This window comes from Stenotrophomonas acidaminiphila, assembly GCA_002951995.1.
GTDB classification, from domain to species: domain Bacteria; phylum Pseudomonadota; class Gammaproteobacteria; order Xanthomonadales; family Xanthomonadaceae; genus Stenotrophomonas; species Stenotrophomonas acidaminiphila_A.
Window position 1 is genome coordinate 1,671,177 of record CP019797.1, and the last position, 17,706, is coordinate 1,688,882.

Sequence of the window (17,706 nt, forward strand, 5' to 3'; positions counted from 1 at the left end):
CGTGTCACGGCCATGCAACCTTACGGACATACCGTGCAGACCCATTCTTAACAGGAATGGGGCTTACCAGTGCATATCAAGACTCCGTTGGCCGTTGCCATCACCCTGACCCTGGCGATGGGCGCGACGGCACCCCGGCAGGCGGCCGCACAGCCGGCGCTCACCGCTGCCGGCACCGCGACGGCCGACGCGATCGACCTGGACCGCGTCGAAGTGCGCGCCCAGCTCGAATCGCAGGTCCGCGCGGTCGATCTCAAGCGCAGCAGCGATGCCATCGAGGATGCGGTGTCCTCCGATGCCCTGGGCCAGTACCCGGACAAGAACGTGGCCGAATCGCTGCAGCGCCTGCCCGGCGTCAGCGTGACCCGCGACCAGGGCGAGGGCCGGTTCGTGGTCATCCGTGGCCTGGATGCCAACCTCAACAGCGTCAGCGTGGATGGCATCGCCGTGGGTACCCCGGAAGATTCCAGCCGCGCGGCGCCGCTGGACGTGATTCCCTCCGACTCCACCGAGCGCCTGCGCGTGGTCAAGTCGCCGACCCCGGACATGCCCGGTGATGCCATCGGTGGCGCCGTGCTGGTGGAATCGGCGTCGGCCTTCGACCGTGACGGTCGCAGCCTGCGCGGCAAGATCGAGGGCAGCCACCAGCAGCTGTCCGGCCAGACCAGTCCCAAGGCCGCCTTCAACTACAGCGAGGTGTTCAACGATACCTTCGGCGTGGCACTGGGCGTGAACTACCAGAAGCGGAAGTTCGAGTCGGACAACACCGAAGTGGAGTACGACGGCGAGGACGATGCCGCCCCCGGTGACGTGACTGCGATCAACCTGCAGCACCGCAAGTACGAGATCGAGCGCAAGCGCATCGGTGCCAACCTCAACCTCGACTGGCGCCCGGACGAGGACAACAGGTACTACCTGCGCACGCTGTACAGCCAGTTCGACGATGCCGAGACCCGGCAGCGCGTGATCTTCAACTTCGACGACGCGGACATGGTCAGCACCGGTGCCGACCAGTACCGCCTGGACGACATGCCGGGCGATGCCATCGACAAGCGCATGCGCTACCGCACCAAGAAGGAGAACACCTTCGCAGCCAGCCTGGGTGGCGAGAACCGGTTGACCAACGCGGTGGTCGATTACAAGGTCGGCTATACCCGTACCGAAGAGCGGGTGAACGATGAAATGGAGGCGCGTTTCAAGCTGGATGGCGAGGATTTCAACGGCACGCTGGACCAGCGCGGCCGCCTGCCGTCCTACAGCTTCGACAACCCGCAGTGGCTGGACAACGGCAACTACGCCTTCGATCGTTTCGTGATCTCGCCCAAGCAGGTCAACGACAAGGAACACAGCGCGCAGGTGAATGTGCGCTTCGACGGCGACGGCAGCAGCATCAAGTTCGGCCTGCTGGGCCGCTGGCGCGACCGCGATGTGAATGTCGATGAGCGCGAGCTGCGCGTCGGCCCAAAGGTGGCGCTGTCGGACTGGACCACCGGCTCGCCCGACCACCGCCACGGCAACATGGGCGATGGCATGGATTCGGATGCGATGCGCGACTACTGGGCGGCCAACGGCGGCCAGTACGGCGCCCGCCCGCAGGATGTGGGCGACAACGCGATGACCTCGCTGGAAGAGGACTACGTGGCCAGCGAGGACATCTTCGCCAGCTACGCCATGGGTACCTGGGACATGGGCGCGCTGCGCATCATCGGCGGCGTGCGCGTGGAGAACACCCGCTTCAGGGCGGTCGGCAACCAGGTCGACGTGGCGGCCAACGGCCGCAGCTTCACCGTCACCCCGCGCGTGGCCAGCAGCAGCTACACCAACGTGCTGCCGGGCCTGCACCTGCGCTACGACGCGGCCGATGACTGGGTGCTGCGCGCCTCGGCCAACAAGACCGTCTCGCGCCCGTCCTTCGGCGACATTTCCCCGCGCGTGGGTTACAGCCGCGGCGACGAGGAAGTGCGCCTGGGCAACCCGGAACTGGATCCGTACGAGTCGAACAACATCGACCTGTCGGTGGAGAAATACATCGGCAGCACCGGCATCGTTTCGCTCGGCCTGTTCCACAAGTCGATCGATGGCTACATCGTGGAAACCGTGCGCAGCAACGATCCGGCCCATGGCGGCTTCGACGTGACCCAGCCGATCAACGGCGACAAAGCCACCTTGCGGGGCGCTGAGTTCAACTGGCAGCAGCAACTGGCGTTCCTGCCGGCAGGCCTGGATGGCCTGCTGGTCGGTGCCAGTGGCACCTGGCTGGACACCAAATTCGATGCCGGCATCAAGGATCGGGAGGGCGAGGACTTCACCCTGCCGCGCGCCTCCAAGCATGTCTACAGCGCGCACATCGGCTATGAAAAATACGGTGTAAGCACGCGCCTGGCGGCGGTGTACCGCAGCCAATACCTGGACAGCATCGGCAAGGGCGGTGCCTTCGATATCTACGTGGCGCCGCATACCCAGCTCGACTTCTCGCTGGACTACCGGTTCAGCCCGCGGGTGAGCATGTATTTCGAAGCGCAGAACCTGCTGGACAAGCCGCTTGAGCTGTACCAAGGCACCCGTTCGCGCACCCTGCAGATGGAAGAGTACGGCCGCACCTATGCGCTGGGCCTGAAGGTGGCACTGTGATGGCGCGATTCAGGATGCCGCTGGCCGCGGCGCTGGCCGCGCTCGTGGCGGCGGGCTGCACCTCCGCTCCCGGCGCCGCCACGGCCCCGGCCTCGACTGCCGTGGAAGGCGACATCCCGCGCGCGGTCGCGACCATCGTCGAGGCCTTCGTCACGCCGTTGACGCCGGCCGACAACATCGATTCGCCCGCGGCCTGGCGCGCGCCGGATGGCCGGCTGTGGCTGATCGCTACCGCCAAGGCCACCGACAAGCTGGTGGTCTACGACGGCAGCACCGGGCAGCACCTGCGTGACGTCGGCAGCAGCGGCACCGCACCGGGGCAGTTCGACCGCCCAAACGGCATCGCGGTGACCGACGACCTGCTGTGGATCGTGGAGCGCGACAATCACCGCGTGCAGGTGCTGGGCCTGCCGGACTTCACGCCGCTGGCGACGTTCGCTGCGGACGACCTGCGCAAGCCGTACGGGCTGTGGGTGGACCGCCGCGCCGATGGCTACAGCGTCTACGTCACCGACTCCTGGGACAACGGCGAGGATGCGCAGGGGCGTGACATCCTGCCGCCGCTGGCTGAGCTGGACAAGCGCGTGCGCCAGTATCAGGTGACCCGCAATGGTGAGAAGGTCGACGCGAAGCTGGTGGCCAGTATCGGCGATACCACCGAGGCGGGAGCGCTGCGCGTGGTCGAGTCGATCTGGGGCGATCCCGGGAACGACCGCCTGCTGATTGCCGAAGAGGACGAGAGCTACGCCAGCGAGTTCAAGGTCTACACCCTGGCCGGACGCTTCACCGGCACCACCTTCGGCCGCGACGTGTTCAAGGCCCAGGCCGAAGGCGTGACCCTACGCACCTGCGGCAAGGACGGCTGGTGGATCACCACCGAGCAGGGCAGGCAACGCAGCGTGTTCCACCTGTTCGACCGGCACACGCTGAAGCCGGTCGGCGCGTTCCAGGGCAACACCGTGGCCAACACCGATGGCATCTGGATGATGCAGCAGCCCAGCGCGCGCTTCCCGCACGGTGCGTTGTATGCGGTGCATGACGACCAGGGCGTGGTGGCCTTCGACTGGGAGAGCATCGCCAGGCAGCTCGCGCTGCCGCTGGAATGTGGCGCATGAGCGGGCAGTGTGTGATGCGTACGTTGGCGCTGGGCCTTCTGCTGGCGCTGCCGTCGCTGTCGTTCGCGGCGGCCGAACCGAATACCCAGGTGCCGGAGGGTAGCCGCCACTATGCAGCGACATCGGTGCCGGACCGTATCGTCGCCTCGCCCTCGGCGGATCCCAGTCACGGTTTTGCCGTGGCCTGGCGTACCGATGGCAGCGTGCAGGCACCACTGCTGGAGATCGCGCTGGCCGCAGATTCGCCGGCCATCGAGGGCATCCGCCAGGTGCGTGCGACGACGCGCGCACTGCAGACCGAGAGCGGGCTGTCGCACCACCATCGTGCCGACATCGGTGGCCTGCAGCCGGACACCCTGTACGTCTACCGCGTGCAGGGCAATGGCAGCTGGAGCGCCTGGAACCAGCTGCGCACGCTGGCCGGCGCCGACCAGCCGCTGACCCTGCTGTACTTCGGTGATACCCAGAACAAGAACGTCAGCCATGTCAGCCGCGTGGTGCGTGCCGCGCAGAAGGCTGCGCCGCAGGCGCGCATGAGCCTGTTCGCCGGTGATCTGGTCAGCGGCGGCGACAACATGGACGACAGCGAATGGGGCGAGTGGTTTGCCGCCACCGGCTGGTTGGCGCAGGAAACGCTGGTGGCCCCGGCGATCGGCAACCATGAGTACTTCGAGGAATTCGAGGACACCCCGCAGGAGCGGCGCGTGCTGGGCCGGCACTGGCCAGTGACCTTCGCGCTGCCGGGCAATGGCGCCACCGCCGCACGGCAGACCAGCTACTGGTTCGATGCACAGGGCGTGCGCGTGGCGGTGCTCGACGGCACCTCGGCGCTGGACATGGGCACGGCCACGGCGCAGGCGCAGTGGCTGGACCAGGTGCTGGCCGACAACCCGCAGCCGTGGACCATCGTGCTGCTGCACCAGCCGTTCTACTCGCCGCGCGAGGGGCGCGAGAACACCGCGCTTCGCGAGGTGCTGTTGCCGGTGGTGCATCGCCACAAGGTGGACCTGGTGCTGCAGGGCCATGACCACACCTATGGCCGCCGTGGCGAAGGGCAGGCGGCAACGCCGCAGTACGTGGTGTCCGTGACCGGGCCGAAGCAGTACCGGCTCTCCGACGAAGCGCGCAGGACCATGGCCCCGGTGGCCGAGGACACCCAGCTGTTCCAGGTGCTGGACATCGACCCCCGGCGCCTCCGCTACGAAGCGCGCACCGTGACCGGGCGCCTGTACGACGCTTTCGAGCTGCGCCGCGATGCCGAGGGGCGCAAGGAACTCCGGGAGCTTGTCGAAGGGCGCATCGCCCCCGCGACTGCCCGCGCGCGCAGACCGCCAAGGGCCGCGCCGACCGCTGCTGGGAATGAGGACGCACCGATGACCAGACACCGCCGCATCGTTCCGCTGGCCGCCATCGGCGCGTCCCTGCTGCTGGCCAGCGCAGCGGCCGCCACCGATGCCGTGCTGCATCCGTTCCTGGCCGCACAGCCGGCGCAGGCCCCGCAGGAGGCCAACCTGGCGGTGGAGATCCCGGCCGGCAGCTTCACCAAGTACGAGATCAAGGAGGACGGCCTGGTGCACGTGGACCGCTTCCAGTCGATGCCGGTGGCCTATCCGGCCAACTACGGCTCGATGCCGCGCACGCTGGCCGGCGACAACGATCCGCTGGATGCGCTGGTGCTGACCCGCGAGCCGCTGCACCCCGGGGTGATCGTGCGCTTCCGCCCGATCGGCTACCTGAAGATGATCGACGACGGCGAGCACGACGAGAAGGTGATCGGGGTGCCGACCGACAAGGTCGACCCGACCTATGCGCGCATCCGCGACCTGGCCGACCTGCCGGAAATCGAGCGGCAGCGGATCGAGGCCTTCTTCCGCGTCTACAAGGACCTGCCGCAGGGCCGCAACCCGGTGCAGCTCAACGGCTGGGGCAACGCGGCCGAAGCCCGGGCGCTGATCAGCGAGGCGATGCAGCGTTACGGCAGATAGACGCCGCATGCGCGGCTGGCCGGCCCGTCCGCCGTCGCCGCCCATGCTGGCTGGCGTGGCCGCTGTGCCGGACAAGGCGGGCCGCAGGCCGCGGATCGTTGCCGGCAGTGATGGGCCAGGGGGGACGCACGCACCACGGGCATGGCCGCCGCACCCGTGGCCGCGCGGGCAGTACGCAACCGCGCTGGACGGCAGGCTCCACCCTGGATGCTGTTACGCTTGGCGCGATGGCGGCAAGACGCGACTGGCGCATGGAATCCAGGGAAGACATCGAATACGAGGAGGAGGTCGGCCAGCGGCTGCAAAGCCTGATCGGGGACCGGGTCGTGGACCTGTCGCGGCTGATGACCGACATGCAGGGGGAGCTGCGCCAGATCGCGCGCCACCGGCGCCGGCGTGGCTCGGTGGGCGAGACCCTGTCCACCACCGCCCTGGTCAACGAGGCCTACCTTCGGTTCGCCTCCTCGCCGGAACTGTTCGACCGCATCGACCGCAGCCATTTCCTCGCCATCGCCTCGCGGGCGATGCGCAACATCGTCATCAACCATGCGCGCGACCGGCTGGCGCAGAAGCGCGGCGGCGGCGCGGCGCATGAAACGCTGGGCGAGGACCTGCTGGAAGCGGACTTCGCCGAGGCCTCGCGGCTGCTGGAACTCGGCGACGCGCTGGAACGGCTGGAGAAGGTGCGGCCGAGGCTGGCCCAGGTCGTCCACCTGCGCTATTTCGCCGGCCTGAGCGAAGAAGAAACCGGCGAGGTGCTCGACATAGACCGCAGCACGGTGCGGCGCGACTGGCTGAAGGCGCGCGGCTGGCTGTACGAACGGCTGCACCCGGACGCATGAGCGAATCCACGCCCGACGACTGGCGGCGCCGTGAGGCCCTGCTCGATCGCCTGCTGGACCTGCCGGAAGGCGCACGCGCCGCCTTCATTGCCGAAGTGGCGTGCGGCGATGCCGCGGATGCGGCGGCGCTGCGTCGCTGGCTGGCCGGCATCGAACGGTCGGCCGATTATCTGGTGCCGAAATCCGCGTCCGACCCGATCGGCCACGAAGGCGAGGTCGCGGGCAACTGGCGGGCTCTGCGCCTGATCGGGCGCGGTGGCATGGGCGAGGTCTGGCTGGGTGAGCGCGCCGACGGGCTGTTCGACAGGAAGGTCGCCATCAAGTTCATCCGCGGCGACCGCCCGGCGCTGGCGCGCAACATCGAGTCCGAGCGGCGCGTGCTCGCCGGGCTGCAGCACCCGGGCATCGTGCGCCTGCTCGATGCCGGCACGCTCGCCGACGGCCATCCCTACCTGGTCACCGAGCATATCGACGGCTGCACGCTCGATGCCTGGCTCGCCCATGCCCGGCCCGGTCTCGACGCACGCCTGGCGCTTTTCCGGCAGGTCGCCACGGCCGTGGCCTATGCGCATGAGCGCCTGGTCGTCCACCGTGACATCAAGCCGGGCAATATCCTCGTCGACGCCGGGGCGAACGCGCACCTGCTCGATTTCGGCATCGCCCGGGTGCTGGCGGGCGACGCCGATCCGGACGCCGCGGCGACCCAGATAGCGCTGACGCCGGAATTCGCCGCGCCGGAGCTGATCGTCGACAACAGCGCCAGCGTGCGTTCGGACGTCTACGCGCTTGGCGCGGTGCTGTACTTCCTGCTGTGCGGGCGCCCGCCACTGGCGCTGCAGGGGCTGGCGCTGGGCGCGATGGTCGCCCGGGTGCGCGACGAACCGCCCGGGCCCGCCACGGCGCGCGCGCCCGGGGAAGTGGTGCGCGGCGCATCGCAGCCGCTGCTGTCCGACCTGGACGCCATCGTGGACAAGGCGCTGTCCAAGTCCCCGTCCGCGCGCTACGGCACGGTGGACGCACTGCTGGCCGACATCGCCGCGGCGTGCGAACGGCGCCCGGTCGCCGCGCGCGCGCCATCCGCGTTCGATCGCATGCGCCGCTACCTGCAGCGCCATCGCATCGGTGTCAGCGTGGCGGCGGCGCTGCTGCTCAGCCTGCTGGGCGGGATGGCCGGAACGCTGTGGCAGGCGCATGAGGCGCGACAGCAGCAGCAACGGGCCGAAGCGGAGGCGGCGCGCGCCACCGCGCAGGCGCTTACCGCCAATGCGGTGCGCGACTTCCTGATCAGCGTGTTCGAGTCGGCCAACCCCGAAGTCACGCTGGGCCGCACGCCGACCGCGCTGGACCTGGTCGACGCCGGCGTGCGCCAGGCCGGAAGCGGGCTTGCCGGGCAGCCGGCGATGCAGGCGCGGCTGTTCGAAGCACTGGGACGGACCTACATCGGCCTGGGCGAGTACGACAAGGCGAGAGCACTGCTGGAGAAGGCGCATGCCGGAGCGGCGGGACAACTGGGCACCCGCTCGGAGCCCGCCGTCGCGCTGGCGAGCGCGCTGGCCGTGGCGGCGGGCCATGGCGACGGTCCGTATGACGGCGTGATCGCCCTGCTGGAGGACATCGTCGCCGTCGACCCGGGCGCATCGCCGGGGGCGATGCGGCAGTCCGCCATCGCCACCTACCAGTTGGCGGCGCTGCAGAAGCGGGTGGGGCGCCTGGACGCGTCCGAGGCCCATTTCCGCCGCGCGGTGGAGGTCCTGCGCGGGCTGGGCGCACCCGCCCAGGCCGATCTCGCCGAGGCGCTGCACCAGTACGCGGGCCTGGACGAAGCACGCGGCAGGCGCAACGAGGCGATCGCGCGCCTGCGCGAGGCGATCGCGCTGCGCGAGCGCGCCGGGACCGGGTCGGTGGCCGAGATCGATCTGCTGCGCGAGGAACTGGCCAACCTGCTGGGCAGCGCCGGCCACAACGACGAGGCGGTGGCGCTGCTGCGCGGGGTGGTGGCCTCCAGCCATGGCATCTACGGCCAGACGCACCCGCGTACGTTGCTGAGCTCCAGCTGGCTGGCGCGCGCCCTGGTGCGCGAATCGGCCTACGCCGAGGCGGATGCGATCCTCGTGCGGGTCCTGGCGCTTTCGCGCGCGCAGTTCGGCGAGGATGCCGAGACCACGGCGGGCGCGCGGATCGCCCTGGCCGCGTCGAAATTCGCGCAGGGCGACATCGATGCGGCCATCGCCCACGGCGAACAGGTGCGCCGCTATGCCGCCGCGCACGATGGCGAGGACGGCTACCGCACCATCGTGACGACGCAGAACCTGGCGCGCCTGCGCCTGGCCAATGGGGAGTACGCCGCCGCCGGGCGGATCGCGGCCGACGTGCTGGCCGCCCTCGGGCGGATCGGCTCCGGGCAGACCGCCGACGCGCTGGAGCTGATGGGCAACGCGCACCTGTACCAAGGCGACGCGGCGCGCGCGCGTGCGCGGCACCGCCAGGCGCTGCATGTACTGCAGGACAACGGCGACGGCGCCGGCATCGATGCGCAGCTGCTTCGGATCGGGCTGGCCGAGGACGAACGCGACCTCGGCGATCTGGCTGCCGCGCGCGGCCACGCGCATGCGGCACTGGAAGGACTGGGGCGGCTGGACCCGGCAGCCACGGCCGACAGCGTGATCTTCGCGCGCTATCTGTTGGCGCAGTTCGACACCGCCGATGGCCGCTGCGATGTAGCCGGCGCCACGGCCATCCGCGCGCAGATCGCCGCGGCCGGCCGGCAGCCGCGGCTGCCGCCGCACGCGCGTTGGCGCGATGCGCACAGCAAGCTGGTGCTCGGCCTGTGCCTGCGCCAGCAGGGCAAGGCCACGGCCGACAGCGAGGCGCTGCTGGCCGGCAGCGCCCGGTGGCTGCGCCACTCGGCCATCGCCTCGCCGCACGCCCGGCGGCAGGCTGTGGCTGTCCTGCGCGCGCCAGCGCAGGGCGGCGCGTAGCAACACCACACGGCGCACCCGCGCGAGGCGGGCATCAGGCCTGCGCTGGACGCCCCGGGATCGTGCCGGACGCGTAGGCGGCCCACAGCCCGGCCAGGAACGGGGTGTCTATCCCGAGCAGCGCGGCCTTGCCCAGCAGTTCGAAATCGTCGCTGACGCAACCGGCTACCTCGTGCTGGCAGGTGGCGCGGGAGGTCGCCAGGAAGGCCACTCTGCGCAGCACCCTTACCGCGCGCCTTCCCTCCGGTGCCATGCTGCGCGCCGACCAGGCGTGTTCGATCGTATGCCAGCTGGTGACCCACGCATCGTCGAAGGACGCCGACTCGCGGCTGTCCAGGATCGCGTCCAGATCGAGTCCCGCCAAACGGTCCGCGGCAAGCAGTTCCTGATCAAGGATCGAGCGCGTGCATGCCGCGATCCACCGCATCGCGGCGGGTTGCCGCGACCCGGGCCCTGGGTGCGGCGGCCAGTGACGCCCGTCCTCAGCCACGCGCGGGTGCAGGACCGATCAGGACGTACTGCCGGCGTGATTCGAACCCCGCGCCGGGCCAATCGCGTACGTGGGCGCGCAATGCCTCCACGCCCGCCGGCCAGTCCTCGCCGTTGACCCGGCGGTCGGCCATGGGGCCGCCGTCCACGTCGCGGGCGGCATGGAGCCGCACGCCGAACGTGCCGGTGCCATGTAGCTGCGGCGCGAATGTGTTCATGGCCGCGGTGAACAGGCAGCCGTCGCATGCCGGATGCGCCTGCGGACCATTCCCGCAGGTTCCGCTGGCCATGACGCGGGTGACGGCGCCGAGCCGCACGCGGCGTACGGCCACGCCGGGGTTCTGCGCCGTGCCGGGAAAGGTGATGTCCATCCAGGGGCAATGGCCCGGGCCGGGACCGGCCAGGTCGACGAACACGTTCCAGTCGGTGCGCGCCCATTGCGCGAAGCCGTCGCGCAGCGCATCGCCGGCCGAATCCTCGCTGCGGGCATGCTGATACTCGAAGCAGGGCCGGGACAGCAAGGCCGGATGGGCGATGTCCACCGTGGTGGTGAGCAGGGCATCCTCGCCATGCACGTGCTCCACGAACCCGGGCCGCAGCCACAGTGCGTTGTCCGCCACGAGCCAGTCGCCCTGGCGCCGGGCGACGCAACCGGTGGCGGCGAGCGCATCGTGCAGCAGCTCGACCAGATCGATGTCCTCCGACCACCGCTCGATCCCGGCCCGGCTTGCTGAGGGCGTTCGAAGTCGAAGCGTACCCGGGAGGCCAGGCCCGGATTGGCCGGATGGCCGCGGGGCATGGCGCCAGCCGTGTCGGCGGCGCAGGGCGGGACAGGCCGCGTCATGGCGTCGTTGGAGCGGTTGGAGGGACGTTGCCGGGATCGCCGCGTATCCAACGGAAGCAGCCGTCCATGTCGAACGAGGGCCGCATCGGGATCATCGCCTCCAGGTCGACGCCGAAGTATCGGTCCAGGCGATCGATATCGTCGATGACCCGGTCGCGGAAGTGCTGCCGGATCTGCTCGCGGGTATGGTTCGACCAGTCGTGGTTGCGGCCCGCTGACGGAAAGGCGAAGGCGTGGGCGATCTCCCGCTGCGGTGCGGTCAGCCGTGCGTGGCCCATCAGCATGGCCGTGTGCGCGATGGCCCGCCTGCCCGCGACCAGCGCCGTGCCATTGACGCAGCAGAGCTCGCCGACATCGAGCGTTCCCGCGCAGCCGACGGCGACGGGCAACCGGGCGAACCGTTCGCAGTAGAGGTTCCTTGCGCTCACGTCGCCCTCGACGCATCCATGGAAATAGAGCTCGTCGGCCACGATGTTCCCCAGTATCACCGGGTAGGCCCACATCGACCGGTCCCAGCCGACGCGCGGGAAGAAGTCGAGATCGAGCAGCAGCTTCCTTGCCTTCCTGTCGCCCCGGTAGACGAAGAATTTCCTGTCGCGCAGCGTCCTGCTGCGGCCTGCGGCGAGCCTGAGCGGTGATCCCTCGCTCAGTTCATCCTCGAACTCGGCGAACCGGAGCAGGCGCGGTGCCGGCGCGCTCATGGTTCACCCCGGCACAGGGCAAGGGAAAGCCGACCGGCGTCCTGGCGGCAGATCCAGAAGCGGGATTGACGGTGCTGCAGCAGCCGATAGGCGGACCTGCCACGCGGCATGGCCACCTCCTCCAGCGTCCCGTCGGAAATCGAGAACAGCCGCTGGCGGCCCCTCCACTCGTCGCCGGCGAACATCGGGCTCAGCAGCAGGTACCCGGCGCACGCCATGAAGGCCGCGCGGACGCCGCGTTTTCTGCCGTCGCCCGTGTCGCCGCCGCGCATCAGGACGCGCTCGACCCGGCCGGCGCGGTCGATCCGCGCCAGCGCCCAGTAGTCCATGCCCCACTTCTCGGCGGCCACGCTCTGGCTGCCGGGGACGAAGGCGTACAGGCCGCCATCGGCCGCCGACGCCAGGTGCCCCACCCGTGGAGACAGGCCCTGCGCCGAGGCCGGGCAATCGGCGCTGGGCTGGAGGGAGGCCAGGCCGCGCCACTGCGCGCTTCGTTCGTCCACGCGCCATCGCAGTTCGGCGAAATGCCGCGCCTGTCCCAGGTAGGCCGGCGCCCGTTCCACGCAGACGAACGCAGGGGACCCGGCAGTGGCGGCAACCGAGGCCGCGTGCTTGCGCGCATGCGGCGGGTAGACCTGATGCGGGTCGGCGATGCGCACGTGCAGGGCTTCGGCTTCCGGGTCGGCATGCAGGTGCAGGTCGTCGCGGCCGTCCAGCAGCGCCCAGGCCATGCCGCGGGTGAGCAGCACCGGCCTGTCTTCGCGGTCGTCGGGACGCACATGCGGCAATGGGCGCAGGTGTATCCGTGGCGAATCGGGATGCAGCTGCAGCAGGTTGTAGCCGCAGGTACGGCTTTCGACCAGGGCGATCAGCGTGCCATCGTCCAGCACCGCGGTATGCAGCACGGCGAAAGGAGCGGCGATGGCGGGCCACTCCCTGGCGAGGTGGAGCTTCATGCGCGGCGGGGACGGGCAGGGCGGCGGCATCGGCCGCAGGCGGGAGGAGCCGGAACCGGCGCCATGGGCATCACCGCCGGCGTCACAGGGTGCGCAGCCGCTTGAAGCCCAGCCAGGCGATGCGGCCGAACAGCAGCGCGCCCGCCAGGCCGATGGGGTAGGTGAAAAGTCCGCTGCGGAACAAGGCGAAACTACTGCGGGGGTTCGGGCCGCTGAACAGGATGTACAGCGAGCCGGCGCACAGCAGTACGAGGAACAGGCTCGAAAGGAGGACGACAGGCTTCGACTGGCTGCCCTGCGAGGTATCGGTCATGGTGACTCCAGTGGGTTCGGGATGGGGTGGGGCGCGCAGCGCGGTATGCTGCCGCGGGCGCGGGCAGGGGTGTCCAGTGGCGGATGCAGCTCGGCTGTCGGCAGCTTGCGTTCGCCGCCGGCGGTCGCGGTGGGGGCCTGCGCCGACGCAGGAGCCGCCGGGCGTTCCGGACCGCTGGCGACAGGTGTCGTGCCGGACCGGGGCGCGTCATGGCGTTGCCGGCCGGACGGCCGCGGAGAGCGAACGCCAGGCACGGCGCAGCACGTACGCGTAGACCAGGTGTATGGCGCCACGGCAGCACAGGATCAGGACCACGCCGACGGCGAACGCCGCTGCTTCGTCCGGATCCATGGCCGCCATGCGCAGCTGCATCGCATGGAGCACCAGCGCCATGCTGGCGCCGACGAACGCCAGCGCCACGCAGGCCAGCCAGCAGCCGGCGCGACGGCGCCGCAGCAGCAGGACGTCGCCGAGGATGCCGAAGGTCGCGGTACCGTACTGGATCAGGGTTTCGGCGATTGCGTGGGTGCGGTCGTAGTCGCCGATCTCGCCCCGCAGCAGGTTGGCGGTGCCGATGAGGGCGGCCAGGCCGACGACGACGCACAGCGCCAGGTCGATGCCCAGCCACCACCTGACGAAGCCGGGGTACGGCGCGACAGCAGGCAGGGAGCTGGCTGCGTGGTCCGGAGGCATGGGGAAGGATGCTGTCATGGTGAGCGCCCGGACGGTCAGAACGGACGCGACGGCAGCCAGCCCCTGTCGCCGTCGACCATGAAGGCGTAGTAGTCGCGCGGCGCCATGTAGCAGAAGACCGCGCTGCCGAGGAAGTTGACCATGCTGGCGATGGCCTCGCCGCCGATCATGTACAGCACGATGCTGAGCACGAGGATCGACGGGATGAGGATGGCCAGCAGCACCAGCCCTTTCTTCCACATGCCCTTGGCCAGGTAGTAGAAGAAGCCGAACACGAAGGCCAGCACCATGCTGGCCGCCGGCGGCTGGATGTCCTTCATCGCGGCCCGGCGTTTTTCCACGCTCCGCGGCAGCGCCTTGAAGGCGGGAAGCTGCAGCCCTCCCCACCTCTGGATGCCTGCGAAATAGCGCTTCCAGCGCTCGGATACTTGCAGTGTGTCGATGTCGACGGCGCTGGTGCTGGCGACGGCGACGGCGATGGGGGCGGCGGGGGCGGCATAGGGATCGTGGTTCACGCTGGACTCCGGTTCGGGGGAAAGGGGCGGATGCATCGCCCATACGGGAGCAATCACGGAACCGGCGCCGTTTGCGTCATTTATTTCGCGCTGGCCGCCGGGGGGCTTCGCCGGGTTGGCTGGGGCCTGCGCGGGTCGGGAACGGGCGCACGGCCGCGCGGCGAACGGCGTCGGCTTTCCGTGTTCGGGCGGGTGTGGCTGCCGCCCGCGCTGCCTATACTTGGCCCGGCCCGCCCACACCGCAGTGGCGCGGCGCAACCACCAGGGAGGAACGACATGCGCGCAGGCAGGATCAGGATCGTGACAGGGACAGCGCTGCTGCTGGCGGCCATGGCGGGGAGCGCGCTGGCGCAGCAGCCACCGCTGGAGGAGGAGCAGGTCAATCCTTCCGAGGTCGTGTTCGAGAACGGCCGCCCGTACGTGTACGCCGACGGCGCGATGCAGGCGCTGCGCACGCGCCGGCAGGACGGGGAGACCATTTACTACCGCATGGTCCGCTACGACCCGCAGGAAGGCTATGTGACCGGTGGCGACGGCGCGGCCGTGGCGAGCGCCGCCGCGCAGCCGTTCGCGGCGCCGCAGACGCCGATGCGCTACCACGGCGCCGGCCATCTGTACCGCCCGGATTTCTACAACAGCCCGTACAACCGCGATGCGCGCCAGCGCTACTCCGGCCCCGGTTACTTCGGCAGCTGCAGCCGCTACGACGGCTGCAAGGAAGTGCAGGTGGTGCCGCTGTGGCCCTACGGCCGTGGCAACTGACGCCAATTGGCGCAGGCAACAACGGCGGCCATCGGCCGCCGTTTCCGTTTCCGTCCCGCGACGCGTGCGCGGCTCAGGCGCTGAGCGCCTCCAGCACACGCAGCTCCGGTAGCTCCAGTCCGCGCTGGCAGTACGCCGGCTCGCGGTCGACCAGGTGCTTGGCGTTGGGGCACTGCAGCAACATGTAGTTGGCGTCCAGGTTGAGCTTCTCCACCAGGAAATCGACGAAGGCGCGCACCTTGGGCGAAACCATGCCGCCGCCGGCGAACACCGCGCTGAAGTCGTAGTCCGGGCCGGTCCAGCCGGCCAGCACGCGGCGCAGCATGCCCGATTCGATGAAGGGCTTGGCCATCACGTCGCTGCTGAGCATCAGCCCTTCGCCGGCCACCAGCATCGAGTTCAGCGCCGAGGCGTCGTTGGCGACCATCAGCGGATTGACCGCGAACTCCTGCATCTGCCCGCCGTCCTCGGCCAGCGACCAGACGAAGCGGTTGTTCTGGCTCTGGTGCTGTTTGCGCACCGCCAGCGTGCGGTGGTACTGCAGCTCGTCCGGGTGGCGCGGCTCGCCATGGCGCTGGATGTAGGCGGGGCTGGCGAACACCTGGGTGCGCAGGCTGCCGAGCTTGCGCGCGATCAGGTTGGAATCGGGCAGGGTGCCGATGCGCAGCGCCAGGTCGGTTTCGCCCGAGATCAGGTCCAGCATCTCGTTGCCCAGGTGCATGTCCACGCGGATTTCCGGGTACTGCGCCTGGAACTGGCCCAGCAGCGGCGCGATCCAGGTGATGCCCACCGAATACGGCACGGTGAAGCGCAGCCAGCCGCGAGGCCCGGACTGCAGCTGGCTGACCGCGCTCTCGGCCTGTTCGAGCTCGCGGGCGATGCGTTGGCAGTGCTCGTAGTAGACCGAGCCGGCCTCGGTCAGCCCCAGCCGGCGCGTGGTCCGGTGCAGCAGGCGCGCGCCGAGCCGTTCCTCGAGTTCCTGCACCTTGCGGCTGACCGTGGTCTTGGGCTGCCCGAGCAGGCGTGCGGCGGCGGTGAAACTGCCCTGTTCGACCACCTTGACGAAGATCAGCGTGTCGTTGAGATCGTTGGCCATGGGAGAGGTTCCTTCGGCAGCGGGATTGTGCCGGCGACGGGACGATTATTCCCTTCAATCCGTACTAATCAAGTATGGATTAGGGGCGTAACTTGGCGGCCTCCGCCCAGATCGGACCTGCAGCCATGCGTCTGCGCCACCTTCCTGCCTTCCAGCCGACGCGCCGCCTGCCGGCGTTTTCCACGGTCGACCGCCGCGCCTGGCGGGACAACGGCTTGAATCCACAGCACTTCGCCGCGCTGCGCGGGATGCGCGCGCCGGCGTCCCTGGCGCCGTCGCGGACGCTGGGTCGGCGCCTGGCCGAATGCTTCGCGGCGGCGTTTGTCCCGCCAGTGGGAGAAAAATTTCCGTGAGCGGGACAGTGGAAATGCCGGTGACGAGCGCCGGCATGCGCGGCAACCGGCTGCGTGCGCGCAGGCCACGCGCCACCCTGGGTTTCCCGCGCCGCCATCGGCGGCTGCTGACAGCGGCTGTCAGCAGCGCCTGCGCACACTGTCCCGCGCACCCGGCAACGGCCCCCGTTCCCTGCCACCCAGCGGCCCCTCTTCCCCCTCCAGGATGCATGACATGAAAGGTATCTCCAGCCCCTCCCGGACCCCGCGACGCATTGCCCTGGCGGGCATGACGGCGCTGGCCATCGCCGTTCTCGCCGCGTGCAGCGGCAGCCACGCCCAGCAAGCCGGTGCGCCGCCGGCGCCGGAAGTCAGCGCGGCGCCGGTGCTGGTCAGGCAGGTCAGCCAGTGGGACGAATTCAGCGGCCGCGTGGAAGCGGTGCAGAGCGTGGAACTGCGCCCGCGCGTGTCCGGCTACATCGACAGGGTCAACTACACCGAAGGCCAGGAAGTGAAGAAGGGCGATGTGCTGTTCACCATCGACGCACGCAGCTACCAGGCCGAGTACGACCGCGCCCGCGCCGAGCTCGCCCGCGCCCGCACCCAGGCCGCATTGGCGCGCAGCGAGTCCGAGCGCGCGCGCCGCCTGGCCGAGCAGCAGGCCATCGCCGCGGAGACCGCCGAGCAGCGCCGTGCCGCCGCCGAGCAGGCCGGCGCCGCGGTGCAGGCGGCGCAGGCCGCGGTGGACGCGGCGCGCCTCAACCTGGAGTTCACCAAGGTGCGCGCGCCGATCGATGGCCGCGCCGGCCGCGCCATGGTCACCGCAGGCAACCTGGTCACCGCCGGCGACAGCGCCAGCGTGCTGACCACCCTGGTGTCGCTGGACACCGTGCACGTGTACTTCGACGCCGACGAGGGTACGTTCCTGCGCTATGCGCGGATGGCGCGCAGTGGCGAGCGTCCGAGCGAGCGCGACCAGGCGCTGCCGGTGAAGGTGGCGCTGAGCGGCGAGGCGGGCTTCCCGCATGCGGGCAAGGTGGATTTCCTCGACAACCAGGTCACCCGCAGTACCGGCACCATCCGCGTGCGCGCGCTGCTGGACAACCGCGACCGCCAGTTCACCCGGGCCTGTTCGCGCGCGTGCGGCTGCTCGGCAGCGGTGCGTTCGAGGCCATGCTGATCGACGACCGGGCGGTGCTGACCGACCAGGACCGCAAGTACGTGTACGTGGTCGACAAGGAGGGCAAGGCGCAGCGCCGCGATGTCCAGCTGGGGCGCAGCGCGGAGGGCCTGCGCATCGTCGAGGCCGGGCTGGCGCCGGGCGACAAGGTGATCGTCGATGGCGTGCAGAAGGTGTTCATGCCAGGCATGCCGGTGCAGGCCAGGGCAGTGGCGATGCAGCCCACGCCGGCGTCCGGCGTGGGCCATGACGCCACCGCGCTGAACTGACCCCC

At 70.0% G+C, this 17,706-nt stretch carries 14 protein-coding genes and 2 pseudogenes; 8 read left to right on the forward strand and 8 right to left on the reverse strand.

Annotation, left to right across the window (positions count from 1 at the left end):
• Nucleotides 1–117 precede the first annotated feature (117 nt).
• The 6 genes and pseudogenes from B1L07_07480 to B1L07_07505 all read left to right on the forward strand — a co-directional run bounded on the left by B1L07_07480 (nucleotide 118) and on the right by B1L07_07505 (nucleotide 9,551).
• The gene (locus B1L07_07480) at nucleotides 118–2,631 is read left to right on the forward strand and encodes a TonB-dependent receptor (GenBank protein AUZ56506.1); all 2,514 of its coding nucleotides are present in this window, start codon (nucleotides 118–120) and stop codon (nucleotides 2,629–2,631) included.
• Entirely contained in the window at nucleotides 2,631–3,746 is a 1,116-nt protein-coding gene (locus B1L07_07485) for a phytase (GenBank protein ID AUZ54960.1), read from the forward strand. Before B1L07_07480 ends, B1L07_07485 begins: the two co-directional genes overlap by 1 nt.
• A pseudogene (locus B1L07_07490) lies at nucleotides 3,743–5,109 on the forward strand (phosphoesterase). The gene B1L07_07485 and the pseudogene B1L07_07490 overlap by 4 nt, the downstream one beginning before the upstream one ends.
• A gap of 10 nt (nucleotides 5,110–5,119) precedes the next feature.
• The gene (locus tag B1L07_07495) at nucleotides 5,120–5,731 is read left to right on the forward strand and encodes a pyrophosphatase (GenBank protein AUZ54961.1); all 612 of its coding nucleotides are present in this window, start codon (nucleotides 5,120–5,122) and stop codon (nucleotides 5,729–5,731) included.
• Between the two features lie 344 nt (nucleotides 5,732–6,075).
• A complete protein-coding gene (locus B1L07_07500; protein AUZ56507.1) occupies nucleotides 6,076–6,573 on the forward strand; it encodes a hypothetical protein in 498 nt (165 codons plus the stop codon).
• A complete protein-coding gene (locus B1L07_07505; protein AUZ54962.1) occupies nucleotides 6,570–9,551 on the forward strand; it encodes a hypothetical protein in 2,982 nt (993 codons plus the stop codon). Before B1L07_07500 ends, B1L07_07505 begins: the two co-directional genes overlap by 4 nt.
• A 34-nt stretch (nucleotides 9,552–9,585) precedes the next feature.
• On the opposite strand, the gene B1L07_07510 is transcribed toward B1L07_07505, so the two are convergent.
• The 7 genes from B1L07_07510 to B1L07_07540 all read right to left on the reverse strand — a co-directional run bounded on the left by B1L07_07510 (nucleotide 9,586) and on the right by B1L07_07540 (nucleotide 14,062).
• On the reverse strand, nucleotides 9,586–9,978 hold the full coding sequence (locus tag B1L07_07510) for a hypothetical protein (GenBank protein AUZ54963.1): 393 nt from the start codon (nucleotides 9,976–9,978) through the stop codon (nucleotides 9,586–9,588).
• A gap of 55 nt (nucleotides 9,979–10,033) precedes the next feature.
• Entirely contained in the window at nucleotides 10,034–10,660 is a 627-nt protein-coding gene (locus tag B1L07_07515) for a hypothetical protein (protein AUZ54964.1), read from the reverse strand.
• A 220-nt stretch (nucleotides 10,661–10,880) separates the two neighbouring features.
• Nucleotides 10,881–11,585, reverse strand: a complete 705-nt coding sequence (locus B1L07_07520; GenBank protein ID AUZ54965.1) for a hypothetical protein — start codon at nucleotides 11,583–11,585, stop codon at nucleotides 10,881–10,883.
• Entirely contained in the window at nucleotides 11,582–12,541 is a 960-nt protein-coding gene (locus B1L07_07525) for a hypothetical protein (GenBank protein ID AUZ54966.1), read from the reverse strand. Before B1L07_07525 ends, B1L07_07520 begins: the two co-directional genes overlap by 4 nt.
• Before the next feature lie 82 nt (nucleotides 12,542–12,623).
• Nucleotides 12,624–12,854 (reverse strand): hypothetical protein, encoded by a 231-nt coding sequence (locus B1L07_07530; GenBank protein ID AUZ54967.1) that lies wholly within the window; start codon nucleotides 12,852–12,854, stop codon nucleotides 12,624–12,626.
• Between the two features lie 207 nt (nucleotides 12,855–13,061).
• Entirely contained in the window at nucleotides 13,062–13,547 is a 486-nt protein-coding gene (locus B1L07_07535; GenBank protein AUZ54968.1) for a hypothetical protein, read from the reverse strand.
• Nucleotides 13,548–13,582: 35 nt separating this feature from the next.
• Nucleotides 13,583–14,062 (reverse strand): hypothetical protein, encoded by a 480-nt coding sequence (locus B1L07_07540; protein AUZ54969.1) that lies wholly within the window; start codon nucleotides 14,060–14,062, stop codon nucleotides 13,583–13,585.
• Nucleotides 14,063–14,338: 276 nt separating this feature from the next.
• Between B1L07_07540 and B1L07_07545 the strand changes: the two genes are divergently transcribed.
• On the forward strand, nucleotides 14,339–14,824 hold the full coding sequence (locus B1L07_07545; GenBank protein AUZ54970.1) for a hypothetical protein: 486 nt from the start codon (nucleotides 14,339–14,341) through the stop codon (nucleotides 14,822–14,824).
• Nucleotides 14,825–14,897: 73 nt separating this feature from the next.
• Here B1L07_07545 and B1L07_07550 read toward each other — a convergent pair whose 3' ends face one another.
• A complete protein-coding gene (locus tag B1L07_07550; GenBank protein AUZ54971.1) occupies nucleotides 14,898–15,920 on the reverse strand; it encodes a LysR family transcriptional regulator in 1,023 nt (340 codons plus the stop codon).
• Between the two features lie 567 nt (nucleotides 15,921–16,487).
• Here B1L07_07550 and B1L07_07555 point away from each other — a divergent pair.
• Nucleotides 16,488–17,701: pseudogene (locus tag B1L07_07555) on the forward strand (efflux transporter periplasmic adaptor subunit).
• Nucleotides 17,702–17,706: the final 5 nt, after the last annotated feature.